Origin of the sequence: Corynebacterium pilbarense (assembly GCF_026930265.1) — a bacterium.
GTDB lineage: Bacteria > Actinomycetota > Actinomycetes > Mycobacteriales > Mycobacteriaceae > Corynebacterium > Corynebacterium pilbarense.
The window spans coordinates 246,365-263,593 of sequence record NZ_JANRML010000001.1 but is presented as its reverse complement, the minus strand read 5'-3'; the positions used below and the strand labels follow the sequence as shown (position 1 = coordinate 263,593).

Genomic DNA, 17,229 nt, shown 5'->3' with positions numbered 1-17,229 from the left:
TGGGCTTCACTTCAGTCATGGTCAGCCGCTCCTTTCGTTGCTGTTCCCGCCGGGCGCGTTCGGGTCCGCGCCGCGACAAGGGGGATGTTAGTTGTGCAGATGCCGTCGCCGTCGGAGATGAGGGCGAGCGGCTGCACATGCGTATCGACGATCCGGGCCACCGCCTCCCTTTCTGCCTCGCAGAACTCCGGGTGTGCCGCGGCGACCGCGGCCACCGGGCAGTGGTGCTGGCAGATCTGGATGCCGGCGTCGGTGCGGTGGACGCTCGGGGCGTAGCCGTGCTTTTCCAGCGCGGCGGCGACGCGCCGCGCCGTCACCTCTGGGTCGTCCGACGGCTCTACGTCACCGAGGATCTTTTCCACGCGGGCGCGGGCGAAGTCGCGCACCGCGTCCTCGCCCCCGAATTGCTGGATCAGTTCCACGGCGTCGAGCGCCAGTCCGTCGTAATGCGAACCGAAGCGCTCGCGACCCGCGGCGGTGAGCTGGAAGTGCTTGGCCGGACGGCCGCGCCCCTGCTCCTCGCCCGCGACGGCGCGCGGCGCGCAGGGTTCCGCAAGCTTTTCCTCGACGAGCTTGTCCACGTGCCTGCGCACGCCGGCCGCCGAGAGGTCGAGCTCTTCCGCAATGTCGCTGGCCGCTACCGGGCCCCGCTTGAGCAGGACCGACATCACCTGCGAGCGCGTGTCGCCGCCAACGCGGGACGCGTCCGCAGGAGCGGGGGTGCGGGTATTCGTCGAAGCCGCAGTACTCGCTGTATCCGCTGTTTCCACGATGGCACCACCTTTCGCTCAATGTGGTCTGGGTCGCTGCCTTTTCACAACACTAGTGTGTTCTAAATATTCTCGCTGCACCGGGTGGGCGCGTGTCGGGGCGCGCCTTAGACTGTTCAACCGTGACTGCACCCGACCGCCCGCACGGCTCCCGACGCCCACGCCGCACTCCGCGCCTGAGCGTAGCCAGCGAGCTGCCCCGCTTCGGCAGGCCCGGGTCCCGCTCGACCCTGCTGCACGACCCGGCAGCGCCTGCGCAGACCGCTCCATCGAGCGTCGCGGTGCGCGCCCGCGAGCGCGGCCGGTTCTCGGTGCTGCGCTGGGTGGGTGCCGCGGGGTCGTGCCTGACCGCCTTCGCGGGCATCGGCGGCGGCGCCCTGCCGGTGGTGGAAAACCCGTGGCAGAACTTCCCTTTCGGCGCGGAGATGGGCCGCATGATGCTCACCGCCAACGCGCTCGTGCTCATCGGCGTCGGCATATTGGTGGCCGCGTGGCTGGCCATGGCACCGTTCGTCGGGGCGTCTCCGGGCGCTGCGCGCGGAGCGCGGGTGAGCAACCCAGAGATGCTGCGCACCTTCATCGCCTGGGTGATCCCGCTGCTCGCCACCGCCCCACTATTCACCCAGGACATCTACTCCTACTTGGCTAACGGCAGCATCGTGCGCCAGGGGCTCGACCCGTACTCCTCCGGCCCCGTGGAGCTTTTGGGCGTGGAGCACCACCTCGCCCGCTCCGTGCCGTTTATTTGGGCGCACTCCCCCAGCCCATACGGTCCGGTGGCGCTCGGCACCGCGGCGGTGATCTCGCATATCACCGGCGACTCGATCTTTTGGGGCGTTCTCGCCCACCGCGCCGTGTCGGTCGCGGGCATCCTCGCCGCGGCTTGGGCGGTGCTCGCGCTGGCGAAGCGCTGCGGCGTGACCGGCCCGGCCGCGCTGTGGCTGGGCATCCTCAACCCGCTGACGGTGCTGCACATGGTGGGCGGCATCCACAACGAGGCCATCATGATGGGCCTGCTGCTCGTCGGCCTCGAGGTGGGGCTGCGAGGAATCGACCGCCTCGAGCTTGACCGTCGCTCCGGCTGGGCGCTGCTCGCCGCCTCGGCCGCACTGATCAGCTGCGCCGGCATGGTGAAGGTGATCGGCTTTTTGGCCCTCGGTTTCACCGGCATGGCCCTCGCCCGCCACCTGCGCACCCGCCCGCAGCGCCAGCGCAGCGGGCCCCGCGCAATCGCCACCTCCGCCGCCCTACATGCAGCCATGCTGGTGGCCACCGCCATCGCGGTTTCGCTGGTCTCCGGCATCGGCCTGGGCTGGGTCACCGGCCAGGGCGGCGCCGCCCAGATCCGTAGCTGGCTGTCCCTGACCACCGATATTGGTGTCGCCGGCGGGTTCCTCGGCATGAACTTGGGGCTGGGCGACCACACAGACGCCATGCTCAGCGTGACCCGCTGGGCGGGCCTCAGCGTCGCCGCGGCGTTCGCGGTGCGCATGTTGTGGGCCACCTACCGTGGCACCATCCACCCGGTTGGCGGGCTCGGCGTGTCCACGTTCGTCTTGGTGGTGCTGTTTCCCGTCGTGCACCCCTGGTACCCGCTGTGGGCCGTGCTTCCCCTAGCGGCGTGGGCAAACCGATTCGCCTTCCGCGCCTCGGTGGCCGGGTACTCGGCGCTGGTCAGCTTCCTCGTTCTCCCGCGCGGACTGAAGCTCCAGGCGGGGGCCGTGGCCACGATTTACGGCTCCGCCATCGGCGGGTTCGTCCTCCTCGCGGTGTGCGTGGCCCTGACGCTTCGGGTGTGGCGGCGCAGGCGGTCTACACTCATCACCCATGAGTGATCACGCGCTGGTCGTCGATAGCGTTGTCAAGCGCTTCGGCGAGAAAACGGCGGTTGACGGGCTCTCTTTCACAGCGCGGCGCGGCGAGCTGCTAGCGCTTTTGGGCCCCAACGGCGCCGGCAAAACCACCACCATCGAGATGTGCGAGGGCTTTACCAAGCCCACCTCCGGGTCGATCCGGGTGCTCGGCATCGACCCTGTCACGCAACCGCAGAAGGTGCGCGACCGCATCGGCATCATGCTCCAGGGCGGCGGCTCCTACGCCGGCGTGTCCGTGGAGGAGATGCTCAACCTGGCCGCCAGCTACAACAAGCACCCCCACGACCCGCAGTGGCTGATGGAACTGGTGGGCCTGGAAGGCGCGGCCAAGACCACCTACCGGCGGCTGTCGGGCGGCCAGCAGCAGCGCCTGTCGCTGGCACTGGCGCTGATCGGCCGGCCCGAGCTGATCTTTTTGGACGAACCCACCGCGGGCCTGGACGCCCAGTCGCGCATGGCGGTGTGGGACATTATCTCCGCGCTCAAGCGCGACGGGGTGAGCGTCCTGCTCACCACCCACCTCATGGACGAAGCAGAAAGGCTCGCCGACGACGTGGTCATCATCGACCACGGCAAGGTGGTCGCCCAGGGCTCGCCAGAAGCGCTGACCAGCCACGAGGAGTTTCCGCTGCTCGCTGTCGGGACCGCAGAGGCACTCGACGTGCACAGGCTTATCGACGAGCTCGCGCCCGCCGGCCTCACCGTCGAAGAAATCCGCCCCCGCAGTTACCGGATCAAGGGCACGGGGTCGCCGGAGGTCGTCGAGAAGCTGGCGCGCGAAGCCGCACGGCAAGGAGTGCTGATCCGCGAGCTGAGCGTGTCCCACCGCAACTTGGAGGACGTATTTTTGGACCTCACAGGAAGGGAGCTGAGGAGCTGATGGAAAAGCTCACCCCCGGCATTTTCGCCCCGGCGCCGCAGCGGGCGTCCTTCGGCCGGATGGCCGCGGCGCAGGGCCGCATCGAGGCGAAGCTGATGCTGCGCCACGGCGAGCAGCTGCTGCTCAACGTGCTGATCCCCGCGGCGATCCTGGTGGCCGCCCACTTCGCGCCGATTTTGGGCGAGAACACCGAGTTCAACGTGCTGGTGCCAATGGTCTTCGCCGTGGCCGCAACCGGCGCCGGCTTCACCGGTCAAGCCATCGCCGTCGCCTTCGACCGCCGCTACGGGGCGCTGAAGCGCACCGGCGCGTCCGGGGTGCCGCCCTGGACCATCATCGTGGGCAAGATCCTCGGCGTGCTGGCCACGGTGGTGGTGCAGCTGGTGGTGCTTGGCGCGATCGCGCTGGCGCTGGGGTGGCGGGTCTCCCCTGGCGGCGCCGTGTTCGGGCTGGCCACGCTACTCGTCGGCGTGGCCGCGTTCACCGCGATGGGGCTGCTCATGGGCGGCACCCTGCGCGCAGAACTGGTGCTGGCGCTTGCGAACCTAATCTGGCTTGTGCTGATGGGCATCCTCGGCTGGGTGGGTTACTCCGGCGACATCGCGCACGCCGGGTGGTGGAACGCAGTGCCCACCGTGGCATTGGCAGGCGCACTGGTGCAGGCGCTGTCGTTGCAGGTCAACTGGGTGGCGTGGGCCTCGCTTGCCGCCTGGGGGGCAGCCGCGGTGACCGCGGCCGTGCGCCTGTTCCGCTTTGACGGCTAGGCGCGATACACTCACCACGATCAACATCGTCCGAAAGTTGGAGAAACAGTGACCGCAACCACAGCTGAGACCCGCCCGCATTCCTGGAGGGAGGCCTGGCGCGACCCCTCCCTAAAGCTGCAGCGCACCCTCGCCATGGTGTTGCTGCTGTGCCAGGGCGGCATCACCGTCACCGGCTCGCTGGTTCGCGTCACCGGCTCCGGCCTCGGCTGCGACACCTGGCCGCTCTGCCACGAAGGGTCACTCGTGCCGGTCGCTGGCGCGGCGCCCTGGATCCACCAGGCTATCGAGTTCGGCAACCGCCTCCTCGCCTTCGTGGTCGCCGCGGCCGCCGCGCTCGTGCTCTTTGCCGTGATCCGCGCCGGGCGCCGCAAAGACATCAAGACGCTGGCCTGGATCTCCCTGATCGGCGTGGTCGTGCAGGCCGTCATCGGCGGCATCTCGGTGCGGCTGGACCTGCGCTGGTGGTCCGTGGCGGTGCACTTCCTGCCGTCGATGGTGCTCGTGTTTGTCGCCGCGATGCTCTACATGCGCATCGCCGAAACCGACTCCTCGGTACCCACCCGCCGCTACCCCGGTTCGGCGCAGACGTGGACGCTCATCGCCGCCGCGGCGCTGTGCCTCGTGCTCGTCACCGGCACCATGGTCACCGGCTCCGGCCCGCATTCCGGCGACGCGGGCGCGGGCATGGAGGGCCGCCTCGAGTTGGACACGCGCGTGCTCGCTTACGTGCACTCGGTATGCATGTACCTCTACCTCATCGCCACGATCATCACCACGGTGCTGCTGCGCAACTCCGGCGCCCCGGACGACGTCAAGCGCACCGCGTACGTGCTCATCGCCATGATTCTGGTGCAGTGGGCCATCGGCGTAATCCAGTTCCGCATGGGGGTCCCGCGCTGGACCATCCCTGCGCATATCGCCATGTCGTCGGTCGTGGTTGCGTTTAGCGGCTTCCTTTTTGCACATGGGAAGCGCAGGTTGCCTACGCTCGTGTGACATGAAAGCAATCGTTGTCACATCCCATGGCGGCCCGGAAGTCCTCGAGTACAAGGACGTCGAGCCGCCACAGCCGTCTGAGGGGCAGTTGCTTGTCGACGTCACCTACGCCGGCATCAACTACATCGACACCTACTTCCGCTCCGGAACGTACCCCTCGAATCCGCCCTACATTCCGGGCACGGAGGGCTGCGGCCGCGTGGTGGAAGATCCCTTGGGCAAGATCGCGCCCGGCACCCTAGTGGCCTGGCACGCCGCCGAAGGCTCCTACGCCGAGCAGGTGGCGGTGGACCGCAACCGTCTGGTGGCCGTGCCGGAAGGCGTGGCACCGGAAGTGGCGGCCTCGATGCTGCTGCAAGGCATGACCTCGCACTACCTGCTCCACGGTGTCCGGGAGACGCAGCCTGGCGACACCATGGTGGTCACCGCCGGCGCCGGCGGCGTCGGGCTGATACTGACCCAGATGGCGGCCGCCGAGGAGGCGACCGTGTACTCGGTGGTCTCCACCGACGAGAAGGAGAAGCTCGCCTACGAGGCCGGCGCGACCAAGGTGTTCCGCTACGGCGAGGACCTGGCGGAGCAGATCAAGGCCGAAAACGGCGGCGGCGTGGACGTGGTCTACGACGGCGTAGGGCAGGACACCTTCGCGATGTGCCTGAACGTCACCCGCCCGCGAGGGTTGGTGTGCTCCTTCGGCTCCGCCTCGGGCGACGTCGAGCCGTTCAAAATCCAGGAACTTAACGCCCACGGCGCACTGTTTCTCACCCGCCCGTCACTGAAGCACTACGTGGCCACTGACGACGAGTTCCTCATGCGCGCCCAAGCCGTAGCCCGGGCGGTGGAGGAAGGCACGGTAAAGATCCGCGTCCACCCGCCCTACGAGCTGAAAAACGCCCGCCAGGCCCACGAGGACCTGCAGGCGCGTAAAACCACCGGCTCGGTTGTGCTGAAGGTCTAGAACAGCAGCTGGCCCACGGTTTCCCAGCCGAGCACCGCGTCGAAGGACAGACCCAGAAACAGCGCGGCGAGGTAGTTGTTGGAGAGGATGAACAGCTTCAGCGGCTTGACGTTCTCGCCGCGCACAATCCCCTGGTGCAGCTTGGTCGCCATGACCAAAAACGCCACGCCGGAGATGATCGCGGCAGCCAGGTAGATCCAGGACGCGGCCGGCACCAACAGCAGGGACACCGCCACGGTGAGCCAGGAGTAGATCACGATCTGGCGCGAGGTCTCCTCGGCGGAGGCCACCACCGGCAGCATGGGGACGTTGGCCCGGGCGTAGTCGTCCTTGTACTTCATGGCCAGCGCCCAGGTGTGCGGCGGGGTCCAGAAGAAGATGATCAAAAACAGCACGATGGCCTGCCACCAGTTGTCGGCGGAGCCGTCGTGGACGTTGTCGCGGATGACGGCCCAGCCCACCATCACGGGCATACAGCCGGCGGCGCCACCCCAGATGACGTTTTGCCAGGTGCGTCGCTTCAGCCACTTCGTGTAAACGAAGATGTAGAAGAAGTTGGTCAGCAGGATGAAAAACGCCGCCAGCCAGGAGTTGCACAGCACTCCGAGCCAGAGCACGGACAGCGCCAGCATGACCCAGGCAAATACGGCCGCCTTCTGCTTGGTCACCGAGTGTCGCACCAGCGGGCGGGCGCGGGTGCGGCCCATCTTCTGGTCGATGTCGTAGTCCGCGACCATGTTGAACGTGTTCGCGGCCGCGGCTCCCATCCAGCCGCCGAGCAGGGTGCCCAGCACGAGCCAGAGGTGCACCTCGCCGCGGTGCGCTTGCAGCATCGCGGGGATCGCGGCGACCAAGAGAAGTTCAATGACCCTCGGCTTCGTCAACGCGAAATATGCCTTGATGGTCTCCAACAACTCTCTCCTTTTTGTACCGCCGTCGGGCGCGGGCAATCATACCTTCGGACGATGGTAGCCCCAACCAACGCGAGGGAACGAATCGAGGAACGGGTGGAACCGGAGGCGTCGATAAGCGATATGCTTTTGTGCGACCTTAAAGAAAGCGAGGAACCCATGACGCTGCCCCCGAAACTGCAGGCAATGACCGAGCGCAACTACCCGCAGGACTGGACCGAGACCGACACCCGCGCCGTCGACACGGCCAGGGTGCTCGCGGCGGACGCGGTGGAAAACTGCGGCTCCGGCCACCCCGGCACCGCCATGAGCCTCGCGCCGCTGGCCTACACCTTGTTCCAGCGCGTGATGGACGTGGACCCGGCCGACAAGGATTGGGTGGGCCGCGACCGCTTCGTGCTGTCCAACGGCCACTCCTCGCTCACGCAGTACGTGCAGCTTTACCTCGGCGGCTTCGGGCTGGAGCTGCAGGACCTGAAGGACTTGCGCACCTGGGGCTCGAAGACCCCCGGCCACCCGGAGTACAACCACACCGACCACATCGAAATCACCACCGGCCCGCTCGGCCAAGGCCTCGCCTCCGCCGTGGGCATGGCTATGGCTTCTCGACGTGAGCGCGGCCTGTTCGACCCCGACTCCCCCGCCGGCGAGTCCCCCTTCGACCACTACATCTACGTCGTGGCCGGCGACGGCTGCCTGCAGGAAGGCGTGACCGCGGAGGCGTCCTCGCTGGCCGGCACGCAGCAGCTGGGCAACCTCATCCTGTTCTGGGACGACAACCGCATCTCCATCGAAGACGACACCCAGATCGCGTTCACCGAGGACGTGCTCAAGCGTTACGACGCCTACGGCTGGCAGACCCTCACCGTCGAATCCGGCGAGGACGTCGCCGCCATCGAGGCCGCCGTGGCCGAGGCGAAGGCGGAGCCAACAAAGCCGACGATTATCCGCGTCAAGACCGTGATCGGCTACCCGGCCCCGAACCTGATGAACACCGGCGCCATCCACGGCGCAGCTCTCGGCGCCGACGAGGTCGCCGCGGTGAAGGAGGCGCTCGGCTTCGACCCGGCAGTGAACTTCCCTGAAGAAGCCGAGGTGATCGCCCACACGCGCAAGCTGCGCGAGCGCGCAGCCTCCAAGCGGGCCGCCTGGGACGAGAAGTTCAACGCCTGGGCCGAGGCGAACCCGGAGCGCAAAGCGCTGCTGGACCGCCTCACCGCCCGCGAGCTGCCGGCGGACTGGAAGAAGGACTTCCCCACCTGGGAGCCGGATGCAAAGGGGGTGGCCACCCGCAAGGCTTCCGCCGCCGCGATCCAGGCCGCCGCGGCCGCGCTGCCTGAGCTGTGGGGCGGCTCCGCCGACCTGGCCGGGTCCAACAACACCCTGATCGAGGGCGAGAAGTCCTTCGGCCCGCGCTCCATTTCCACCGAGATGTTCTCCGCCGACCCGTACGGCCGCAACCTGCACTTCGGCATCCGCGAGCACGCCATGGGCGCGGTGATGAACGGCATCGCCCTGCACGGCGGCACCCGCGTCTACGGCGGCACCTTCCTCATCTTCTCCGAGTACCTCTACCCCGCCATCCGCGTCGCCGCCCTGTCCGGCATCGACGGCTACTACGTGTTCACCCACGACTCCATCGGCCTTGGCGAGGACGGCCCGACCCACCAGCCGGTGGAGACCCTCGCCGCCCTGCGTGCCATCCCGGATGTCGCCGTGATCCGCCCGGCAGACGCGAACGAGACCTCCGCTGCCTGGATCGCCGCGCTGGAAGCGAAGGAGCAGCCGAAGGCGCTGGCGCTGTCCCGCCAGAACCTGCCGGTGCTCGAAGGCACTAAGGAGAAGGCCTTCGAGGGCGTGGCCCGCGGCGCCTACGTGCTGGTCAAGGAGTCTGCCGACACCCCGGATGTGATCCTTTTGGCCTCCGGCTCCGAGGTACAGTACGCCGTCGGTGCCGCCAAGGCGCTCGAGGCCGAGGGCACCGCAACCCGCGTGGTGTCCGTGCCGTCCATGGACTGGTTCATGGAACAGGACGACGCCTACATCGATTCCGTGCTGCCGCGCGACGTCAAGGCCCGCGTGTCCGTCGAAGCCGCGACCTCGATGCCGTGGTTCCGCTTCCTGGGAGAGTACGGCCGCGCCGTGTCCCTGGAGCACTTCGGCGCCTCCGCCCCGGGCGCCGAGCTGTTCGAGCGCTTCGGCTTCACCACCGACAACGTCGTGCGCACCGCCCGCGAGACCCTCGAGTGTGTGCGCGAAGAGCGCAGCGTGGCCACGAGCGAGCGCGTGGGCGACACCGAAGCTGAGCCGACCCGCGGCGACGGAAAGTAGGGTGGCGGCATGACTGCTATCGACGATCTGTACCAGGCTGGCACCTCCACCTGGCTCGACGACCTCTCCCGCGAGCGCATCGCCACCGGCAACCTTGCCGAGGTGAAGGACGCGAAATCCATCGTTGGTGTGACCACTAACCCGGCGATCTTCGCCGCCGCCATGGGCTCCGGCACCCACTACGACGAGCAGCTTGCCGAGCTGAAGCAGGCTGGCACTACCGCCGACGCCGCCGTCTACGCCATGAGCGTCAAGGACGTCCAGGACGCCTGCGACCTGTTTCGCGACACCTACGAGGCCACCGGCGGCAAGGACGGCCGCGTCTCCATCGAGGTGGACCCGCGCTTCGCCGCCGACGAGCAAAAGACCATCGCCCAGGCCCGCGAGCTGTGGCAGCTGGTGGACCGCGACAACCTCATGATCAAAATCCCGGCGACCAACGAGTCGCTGCCCGCCGTCACCGCCGCCTTGGCCGAGGGCATCTCCGTCAACGTCACCCTGATCTTCTCCGTGGAGCGCTACCAGCAGGTCATCGACGCCTACAAAGACGGCATCCGCAAGGCCGCCGCCAACGGCCACGATGTCAGCCGCATCCACTCCGTGGCGTCGTTCTTCGTCTCCCGCATGGACACCGAGGTGGATAAGCGCCTCGAGGCCATCGGCACCGACGAAGCGCTGGCGCTGCGCGGCAAGGCAGGCATCGCCAACGCGCGGTTGGCGTATGCGCTGTTTGAGCGTGAGTTCGGCGAAGCTGACGTCGCTAAGCTTCCTGCAAATGCGAACGCCCAGCGCCCCCTGTGGGCCTCGACCGGTGTAAAGAACCCGGACTACCCGGCGACGATGTACGTCACCGAGCTCGCCGGCCCGCAGACCGTGAACACGATGCCGGAGAATACGCTCGACGCCGTGCTTCGCGACGGCGGCGTGCACGGCGACACCCTCACCGGCACCGAAGCCGTCTCCCGCGAGACCTTCGCGGCGCTGCGCGGCGTGGGCATCGACCTCGACGACGTGGTGGCTGTGTTGGAGCGCGAAGGCGTGGAGAAGTTCGTGGACGCGTGGCAGGAGCTGCTCGATTCCATGACTGCTAGGCTCGCCTAACGTGAATTCTCCGCACCAGCAGTGGACCAACCCGCTGCGCTCCCCCGCCGACAAACGTCTCCCACAGATCGCCGGACCCTCCGGCATGGTGATCTTCGGGGTCACCGGCGACCTCGCCCGCAAGAAGCTGCTGCCGGCCGTCTACGACCTGGCCAACCGAGGCCTTCTGCCCGGCGGGTTCACGCTGGTCGGCTACGGGCGGCGCGACTGGTCCAAGGCTGACTTCGAGGCGTACGTGCGCAAGGCTATCGACGAGGGTGCGCGCACCGAGTTCCACGAGAATGTTTGGCAGCGCCTCGCCGAGGGCCTTGAGTTCGTCCAGGGCAACTTCGACGACGACGCCGCCTTCGACCGGCTCGCCGCCACCTGCAAACGCAGCGACAACGAGCGCGGCACCGCAGGCAACTGGGCCTACTACCTCTCCGTGCCGCCCGAGTTCTTCGCCGAGGTGGTCCACCAGCTGGACCGCTCCGGCATGGCGCACGAGGGTGAGAACCAGTGGCGCCGCGTGATCATTGAAAAACCGTTCGGCCACGACCTCGAGTCTGCCAAGGAGCTCAACGAGGTCGTCGGCGCGGTGTTCGATGAGCGGTCCGTGTTCCGCATCGACCACTACCTGGGCAAGGAAACTGTCCAGAACATCCTTGCGCTGCGCTTCTCCAACCAGATGTTTGAGCCGGTGTGGAACTCCCACTACATCGACCACGTGCAGATCACCATGGCCGAGGACATCGGCCTGGGCGGGCGCGCCAGCTACTACGACGGCATCGGCGCCGCCCGCGACGTGATCCAAAACCACCTGATCCAGCTGCTCGCCCTGGTGGCTATGGAGGAGCCGACCTCGTTTTCCCCCGGCCAGCTGCGCGCCGAGAAGCTCAAGGTGCTGCGCGCCACCTCGGCGGTGGGCCCGTTCGGCAAAACCACCGCGCGCGGGCAGTACACCGCCGGGTGGCAGGGCTCGAAGAAAGTGGTCGGCCTGCGCGAGGAGGAAGGGTTTGACCCGAACTCCACCACCGAGACGTTCGCGGCCTGCACCCTACAGATCGATTCCCGCCGCTGGGCCGGCGTGCCGTTCTACCTGCGCACCGGCAAGCGGCTGGGCCGCCGCGTCACCGAGATCGCGCTGGTGTTCAAACGCCCGCCGTACCAGCCGTTCTCCCAGGGACAGACGGACCTTCTGACCAACAACGCCGTCGTCATCCGCGTCCAGCCCGACGAGGGCGTGCTGATGCGCTTCGGCTCCAAGGTCCCCGGCCCCGGCATGGAGTTGCGCGACGTGAACATGGACTTCTCCTACTCCGAGGCGTTCACCGAGCAATCGCCAGAAGCCTACGAGCGCCTCATCCTCGATGCCCTGTTGGATGAATCGAGCCTGTTTCCCACCAACTCCGAGGTGGAGCGCAGCTGGGAGATCCTGGACCCGGTGTTGAACTACTGGGCCGATCAAGGCAGCCCCGACGACTACGCCGCCGGCACCTGGGGGCCGGCATCCGCCGAGCGCATGCTGTCGAAGGACGGCCGTGCCTGGCGGCGTCCATAAGCACGAAAGGCTCGAGCATGATCACCGAATTGCCGGACACCACAACCAAGGCCATCGCCGCCGAGCTCGCCCACGCGCGCGAGCGCCACTCGCTTGCCACTGGGCGCGTGCTCACCCTGTTGGTGGCTATTGACGACTCGCGCGAGGACAGCATCGACGAGACCCTCGCCACCCTGCGCGACGCCTCCTTCGAGCACCCCGCCCGTGTGCTGGTGCTCATCTCCGGCGACTCGGAGGCCGACACCCGCCTCGACGCGCAGGTGCTGGTGGCCACCGACGCCGGCGCCTCCGAGGTCGTGGTCATGCGCCTGTACGGCGAGCTGACGGGGCATATGGGAGCCGTAGTCACCCCGCTGCTGCTACCCGATACCCCCGTGGTGGCCTGCTGGCCGCAGAAGGCCCCGAAGCACCCGGCCGGCACGCAGCTGGGCAGGATCGCGCAACGCCGCATCACGAACCTGCGCCGCGGCACGAACGACGTGACCCTCCAGCAGCTCACGGACGGCTACGAGCACGGCGACTCCGACATGATGTGGTCGCGGATCACCCCATGGCGCGGCATCGTCGCATCCGCCTTGGACCGCCACCCTGGCACGCGCGTGAACAGCGCCGAGATCGCGGGCGCTGCCGGAGACCCGAGCGTGGATCTCGCCGCGGGCTGGCTCGCCTCCAGCCTGGGTGTGAAGGTCACCCGCCGCGAAGCCGAGGCGGCCGGAGACTTCCCCATCGCCCGCCTCGTGCTGCACTGCGACGGCGGCGACGTGGAGGTCGCGGTCCAGGACAGCCACACCGTGCGCATTTCCGCGCCCGGCCTCGCCGATTCTTTCGTGGCGATGGGCGAGCGCAACGAGGCCGAAAGCCTCGCCGAGGACTTGCGCCACCTCGGCCCGGACACCACCTACGAGCGCGCGCTGCGCGGACTTCAAGGAGTGCACAATGAGCTTTAACGACCTTGCATCGCTTCTCGACGAAGCAACCTCACGGTTTAGCGCCCTCATGTCAGACATCCACGCCGAGGGTCGCACCGCGCGTGTGGTGCTCACCGGCGGCACCGCCGGCATCGCCCTGCTAGAGCGCCTCGCTGACGAGGACATCGACTGGTCGCGTGTGGAGGTCTTCTTCGGCGACGAGCGCAACGTGCCCGCCAGCCACCCCGACTCCAACGAGGGCCAAGCTCGGGCGGCGCTGCTGTCCAAGGTGGACATCCCGGAGGAGAACATCCACGGCTACGGCCTCGACGGCGGCCCGATGGACGCCGCGGTGGAGCGCTACCGCAACCTCGTCGGCGACGGCGGCTTCGACCTGCACCTTTTGGGCATGGGCGGCGAGGGCCACATCAACTCCCTGTTCCCCCACACCGACGCGGTGCGCGAGCGCGACGCGATGGTCGTGGCGGTGACGGACTCGCCGAAGCCACCCGCCGAGCGCGCCACCCTGGCCCTGCCGGCGGTGCAGTCCGCCGACCGGGTGTGGCTGCTGGTCTCCGGCGCCGAGAAGGCGGAGGCCGCGAGCCATGCCGACGACGGCGCCGAGGCCGCCGACGACTGGCCGGTCGCCGGCGCTATCGGGCGCAAAGAAACGGTCCTGTTCGCCACGAAGGACGCAACAGGACCGTTCTAGTTTCGCGTCTAGTTTCGCGCGTGGAGCCGCGCGCTTAGACCGCGTAGGTCTGAATCAGGTTCAGGCCGATGATGCAGAGGATCCAGATCAGGGCCAACAGCACGGTGACGCGGTCGAGGTTCTTCTCCACCGTGGTCGAACCGGACAGGTTTGCCTGGACGCCGCCGCCGAACAGGCTGGATAGGCCGCCACCCTTACCCTTGTGGAGCAGGACGAAGACGGTCATGAGGATCGCGGCGATCACCAGCACAATCTCAAGGGCTAAAGCCATGTGTGCGACACCTTTCAAAATGGGCGATGGTGCAAACTCCCGATGAGCTTACACCACCGCTAATACGAACCCAGCAGCGACTTACATCACCGCGTTGGCGGCCGCCGCGGCGAGCTTGGCAAAGTCCTGCCCGTCCAGGGAGGCGCCGCCGACCAGGCCGCCGTCCACATCCGGCTGCGAGATGATCTCGGCGACCGTGTCGGGCTTGACTGAGCCGCCGTAGAGAATGCGGATCGCGTCGGCGACGGAGTCGTCGCTAAGCTCGCGCACGAGCTCGCGGATGCCGTGGCAGACCTCCTGGGCGTCTTCCGCTGAAGCGACCTTGCCGGTGCCGATCGCCCAGACCGGCTCGTAGGCGATGACCGCCTTGGACAGGTCCACGCCCGCGAGCGACTCGCGCGCCTGCTTCACCACGAAGGAGACGTGCTCGCCCGCCTCGCGCACCTCGAGCGGCTCGCCGACGCAGACGATCGGGGCGATGCCGCGCTCGACGGCCTTGGCGGCCTTCGCCGCGACCTGCTCGTTGGTCTCGCCGTGGTACTCGCGGCGCTCCGAGTGGCCGACGACCACCCAGGAGCACCCAAGCTTTTCCAGCATCGCCGCGGAGATGTCGCCGGTGTAGGCGCCGTTGTCGTGCTCGGAGACGTCCTGGGCGCCGTAGGTGATCTTCAGCTTGTCGCCCTCCACCAGGGTCTGGATGGAACGCAGGTCCGTGAACGGGACCGTCAGCGCGATGTCGACGTACTCGTAGCCGTCCTTCGGAAACGCGAAGGCGAGCTTCTGGGCGCTCTGGATGGCCTCGAGGTGATCGTGGTTCATCTTCCAGTTGCCCGCGATAAGTGGCGTGCGTGCCATAGGTAGCAAACCTCCTAGTTCAGTACGGAAACGCCCGGCAGTTCCTTGCCCTCGATCAACTCGAGGGAGGCGCCGCCGCCGGTGGAGATGTGGCTGAAGCCGCCCTCGTCCAGGCCGAGGGTGCGCACCGACGCCGCGGAATCGCCGCCGCCGACCACGGTGAAGGAGTCGTTGTCCTTCGTCGCCGCGATCATGGCCTCGGCCACAGCCTTGGTGCCGTCCGCGAAGTTCGGGAACTCGAACACGCCCATCGGGCCGTTCCAGAACACCGTCTTGGAGTCCTTGATGGCCTCAGCGTAGATCTTGGCGGTCTCCGGGCCGATGTCCAGACCCATCCAGCCCTCCGGGATCTCGTCCAGACCGACGATCTTCTTCTCGGTGTCCTTGTCAAACTCCGCGCCGGCTGCGACGTCCACCGGCAGCAAAAGCTTGTCGCCGAAGCGCTCGATGAGCTCCTTGCAGGTATCCACCATGTCGTCTTGCAGCAGCGACTTCTGCACGTTGTGGCCCTGTGCGGCGAGGAAGGTGTAGCACATGCCGCCACCGATGATGATTTTGTCGGCCTTCTCCGCCAGCGCCTCGATCACACCGAGTTTGTCGGAAACCTTGGAGCCGCCCAGCACAACCACGTACGGGTGCTGCGGGTCATCCTTCACGGAAGACAGCGTCGCTACCTCCTTGTCCACGAGGTAGCCGGCGTAGGCCGGAAGCTTCTTGGCCACGTCGAAGACGGAGGCCTGCGCGCGGTGCACGACGCCGAAGCCGTCGGAGACGAACGCGCCGTTGTCGGCGGCGAGTGCTGCAAGCTCTTCGGCGAACGCGGTGCGCTCCGCCTCATCCTTGGAAGTCTCGCGTGCGTCGAAGCGGACATTTTCGAGCAGGAGGATTTCGCCCTCGGTCAGGCCGTTGGCGCGCTCGTGGGCGTCCTCGCCGGAGACGTCGCCCGCCAGCGGCACGAACTGGCCCAGGCGCTCGGACAGCGCTTCCGCCACCGGGGCGAGGGAGAACTTCGGGTTGACCTCGCCCTTCGGGCGGCCCAGGTGCGCCATGACGATCACCTTGGCGCCGCCGTCCAGCAGCGCCTTCAAGGTGGGCAGGGAGGCGTCGATGCGGCCGGCGTCGGTGATGTTGCCCTCATCATCCAGGGGGACGTTGAAGTCGGACCGCACCAGGACGTGGCGGCCGTCCACGCCTTCGTCGAGAAGCTGCTGCAAGTTCTTGGTCATAGGTATCTCCTTTGCTCTGTAGACACTCACCATCGTATGAAAAACGGGCCCGCCGTGCCGGAAGACACCACGGGCCCAGAGACCGAAGCCTTTAGAGCTTGTCCGCCACGAACTTGGTCAGGCGGATGTACTGGGCGGTGTAGGACCACTCATTGTCGTACCAGGAGATGATCTTGGCCAGGTTGCCGTCCTTCACACGGGTCATGCCCGCGTCGAAGATGGCGCCGTGCGGGTTGCCGATGATGTCGGAGGAGACGATCGGGTCCTCGGTGTACTTCAGCGCCAGACCGAACTCGGCGTCCTCGGCCGCCTTCTTCACCGCCGCGTTGAGCTCCTCAACGGTGGTCTCCTTGTTCAGGGTGACGGTGAGGTCGGTGGCGGAGCCGGTGATGGTGGGCACGCGCATGGCGAAGCCGTCAAGCTTGCCGTCCAGGTTCGGCAGCACCAGGCCGACGGCCTTGGCGGCGCCGGTGGTGGTGGGCACGATGTTCTGGGCAGCGGCGCGGGCGCGGCGCAGATCCTTGTGCGGCGCGTCCTGCAGGCGCTGGTCGCCGGTGTAGGCGTGAATGGTGGTCATCAGACCACGCTCGATGCCGAAGGCCTCGTCGAGCACCTTGGCCACCGGTGCCAGGGAGTTGGTGGTGCAGGACGCAGCGGAGATGACTTCCTCGGAGCCGGTGTAGTCGGTGTGGTTGACACCCCAGACGTAGGTGCCGTCGACTTCCTTGCCCGGTGCGGAGATGATGACCTTCTTCGCGCCAGCATCGATGTGCGCCTTGGCCTGCGGGCCCTTGCGGAACACGCCGGTGCACTCGAGCACGATGTCCACGTCGACGTCGCCCCATGCGAGGTTTGCCGGGTCCTTCTCCGCGGAGACCTCGATGCGGCGGCCGTCGATGGTGATGGAGTCGTCGTCGTGCTCGATCTCGTGGTTGAACTGGCCGTACGCGGTGTCGTACTTCATCAGGTGCGCCAGGGTCTCGTTGTCGGTGAGATCGTTGATCTTCACAACCTCGAGCTCGCCCTTGTACTCGTCCTCGATGATGCGCAGCGCTGCGCGGCCGATGCGGCCAAAACCGTTGATGCCAATGCGGGTAGTCACAGTCAACACTCCTCGTGCTCGTGGTCT

16 protein-coding genes are annotated in these 17,229 nt (G+C 67.4%); 10 read left to right on the top strand and 6 right to left on the bottom strand.

Translation table 11 applies throughout. The features are described 5' to 3' along the window. Positions 1-11 precede the first annotated feature (11 nt). On the bottom strand, positions 12-770 hold the full coding sequence (locus NUW87_RS01285) for a helix-turn-helix transcriptional regulator (protein ID WP_269026919.1): 759 nt from the start codon (positions 768-770) through the stop codon (positions 12-14). 122 nt (positions 771-892) lie between these two features. Between NUW87_RS01285 and mptB the strand changes: the two genes are divergently transcribed. The 5 genes from mptB to NUW87_RS01260 all read left to right on the top strand — a co-directional run bounded on the left by mptB (position 893) and on the right by NUW87_RS01260 (position 6,245). Next, complete coding sequence (gene mptB / locus NUW87_RS01280) at positions 893-2,605, top strand: polyprenol phosphomannose-dependent alpha 1,6 mannosyltransferase MptB (RefSeq protein ID WP_269026918.1); 1,713 nt, start codon at positions 893-895, stop codon at positions 2,603-2,605. Further along, positions 2,598-3,524: an ABC transporter ATP-binding protein gene (locus NUW87_RS01275; RefSeq protein WP_269026917.1), complete on the top strand. Its 927-nt coding sequence runs from the start codon at positions 2,598-2,600 to the stop codon at positions 3,522-3,524. The genes mptB and NUW87_RS01275 overlap by 8 nt, the downstream gene beginning before the upstream one ends. After that, entirely contained in the window at positions 3,524-4,288 is a 765-nt protein-coding gene (locus tag NUW87_RS01270; protein WP_269026916.1) for an ABC transporter permease, read from the top strand. Before NUW87_RS01275 ends, NUW87_RS01270 begins: the two co-directional genes overlap by 1 nt. Positions 4,289-4,423: 135 nt before the next feature. Then, entirely contained in the window at positions 4,424-5,287 is an 864-nt protein-coding gene (locus tag NUW87_RS01265; RefSeq protein ID WP_269027020.1) for a COX15/CtaA family protein, read from the top strand. Between the two features lies 1 nt (position 5,288). Beyond that, positions 5,289-6,245 (top strand): quinone oxidoreductase family protein, encoded by a 957-nt coding sequence (locus tag NUW87_RS01260; protein ID WP_269026915.1) that lies wholly within the window; start codon positions 5,289-5,291, stop codon positions 6,243-6,245. Here the strand turns inward: NUW87_RS01260 and NUW87_RS01255 are convergent. Continuing rightward, positions 6,242-7,159 carry a heme o synthase gene (locus NUW87_RS01255; protein ID WP_269026914.1) on the bottom strand — a complete coding sequence of 306 codons (918 nt, stop codon included), beginning with the start codon at positions 7,157-7,159 and terminating at the stop codon, positions 6,242-6,244. The genes NUW87_RS01260 and NUW87_RS01255 overlap by 4 nt on opposite strands. Before the next feature lie 156 nt (positions 7,160-7,315). On the opposite strand from NUW87_RS01255, the gene tkt reads away from it, so the two are divergent. Genes tkt through pgl form a run of 5 tightly spaced genes read left to right on the top strand, consistent with a single transcriptional unit; the run spans position 7,316 to position 13,748 of the window. After that, a complete protein-coding gene (tkt, locus tag NUW87_RS01250; RefSeq protein WP_269027019.1) occupies positions 7,316-9,487 on the top strand; it encodes a transketolase in 2,172 nt (723 codons plus the stop codon). A 9-nt stretch (positions 9,488-9,496) separates the two neighbouring features. Further along, entirely contained in the window at positions 9,497-10,588 is a 1,092-nt protein-coding gene (tal, locus tag NUW87_RS01245; protein ID WP_269026913.1) for a transaldolase, read from the top strand. Position 10,589: 1 nt separating this feature from the next. Continuing rightward, complete coding sequence (gene zwf / locus NUW87_RS01240; protein WP_269026912.1) at positions 10,590-12,128, top strand: glucose-6-phosphate dehydrogenase; 1,539 nt, start codon at positions 10,590-10,592, stop codon at positions 12,126-12,128. Between the two features lie 17 nt (positions 12,129-12,145). Next, positions 12,146-13,075, top strand: coding sequence for a glucose-6-phosphate dehydrogenase assembly protein OpcA (locus NUW87_RS01235; RefSeq protein WP_269026911.1), 930 nt, complete (start codon positions 12,146-12,148; stop codon positions 13,073-13,075). Next, a complete protein-coding gene (pgl, locus tag NUW87_RS01230) occupies positions 13,065-13,748 on the top strand; it encodes a 6-phosphogluconolactonase (RefSeq protein ID WP_269026910.1) in 684 nt (227 codons plus the stop codon). Before NUW87_RS01235 ends, pgl begins: the two co-directional genes overlap by 11 nt. A 34-nt stretch (positions 13,749-13,782) precedes the next feature. Here pgl and secG read toward each other — a convergent pair whose 3' ends face one another. The 4 genes from secG to gap form a co-directional block, all read right to left on the bottom strand. Further along, positions 13,783-14,019 (bottom strand): preprotein translocase subunit SecG, encoded by a 237-nt coding sequence (secG, locus tag NUW87_RS01225; protein WP_070473991.1) that lies wholly within the window; start codon positions 14,017-14,019, stop codon positions 13,783-13,785. Positions 14,020-14,100: 81 nt separating this feature from the next. Then, positions 14,101-14,874 (bottom strand): triose-phosphate isomerase, encoded by a 774-nt coding sequence (tpiA, locus tag NUW87_RS01220; protein WP_269026909.1) that lies wholly within the window; start codon positions 14,872-14,874, stop codon positions 14,101-14,103. 14 nt (positions 14,875-14,888) lie between these two features. Then, the gene (locus tag NUW87_RS01215) at positions 14,889-16,100 is read right to left on the bottom strand and encodes a phosphoglycerate kinase (RefSeq protein ID WP_269026908.1); all 1,212 of its coding nucleotides are present in this window, start codon (positions 16,098-16,100) and stop codon (positions 14,889-14,891) included. Between the two features lie 91 nt (positions 16,101-16,191). Further along, on the bottom strand, positions 16,192-17,202 hold the full coding sequence (gene gap, locus NUW87_RS01210) for a type I glyceraldehyde-3-phosphate dehydrogenase (RefSeq protein WP_063936750.1): 1,011 nt from the start codon (positions 17,200-17,202) through the stop codon (positions 16,192-16,194). Positions 17,203-17,229 lie beyond the last annotated feature (27 nt).

Coding starts and splice junctions, on each gene's coding strand:
- pgl (WP_269026910.1), top strand. CDS start 13,065: ATGAGCTTTAACGACCTTGCATCGCTTCTCGACGAAGCAACCTCACGG.
- tal (WP_269026913.1), top strand. CDS start 9,497: ATGACTGCTATCGACGATCTGTACCAGGCTGGCACCTCCACCTGGCTC.
- NUW87_RS01275 (WP_269026917.1), top strand. CDS start 2,598: ATGAGTGATCACGCGCTGGTCGTCGATAGCGTTGTCAAGCGCTTCGGC.
- secG (WP_070473991.1), bottom strand. CDS start 14,019: ATGGCTTTAGCCCTTGAGATTGTGCTGGTGATCGCCGCGATCCTCATG.
- NUW87_RS01215 (WP_269026908.1), bottom strand. CDS start 16,100: ATGACCAAGAACTTGCAGCAGCTTCTCGACGAAGGCGTGGACGGCCGC.
- NUW87_RS01235 (WP_269026911.1), top strand. CDS start 12,146: ATGATCACCGAATTGCCGGACACCACAACCAAGGCCATCGCCGCCGAG.
- tpiA (WP_269026909.1), bottom strand. CDS start 14,874: ATGGCACGCACGCCACTTATCGCGGGCAACTGGAAGATGAACCACGAT.
- tkt (WP_269027019.1), top strand. CDS start 7,316: ATGACGCTGCCCCCGAAACTGCAGGCAATGACCGAGCGCAACTACCCG.
- NUW87_RS01270 (WP_269026916.1), top strand. CDS start 3,524: ATGGAAAAGCTCACCCCCGGCATTTTCGCCCCGGCGCCGCAGCGGGCG.
- NUW87_RS01265 (WP_269027020.1), top strand. CDS start 4,424: ATGGTGTTGCTGCTGTGCCAGGGCGGCATCACCGTCACCGGCTCGCTG.
- NUW87_RS01260 (WP_269026915.1), top strand. CDS start 5,289: ATGAAAGCAATCGTTGTCACATCCCATGGCGGCCCGGAAGTCCTCGAG.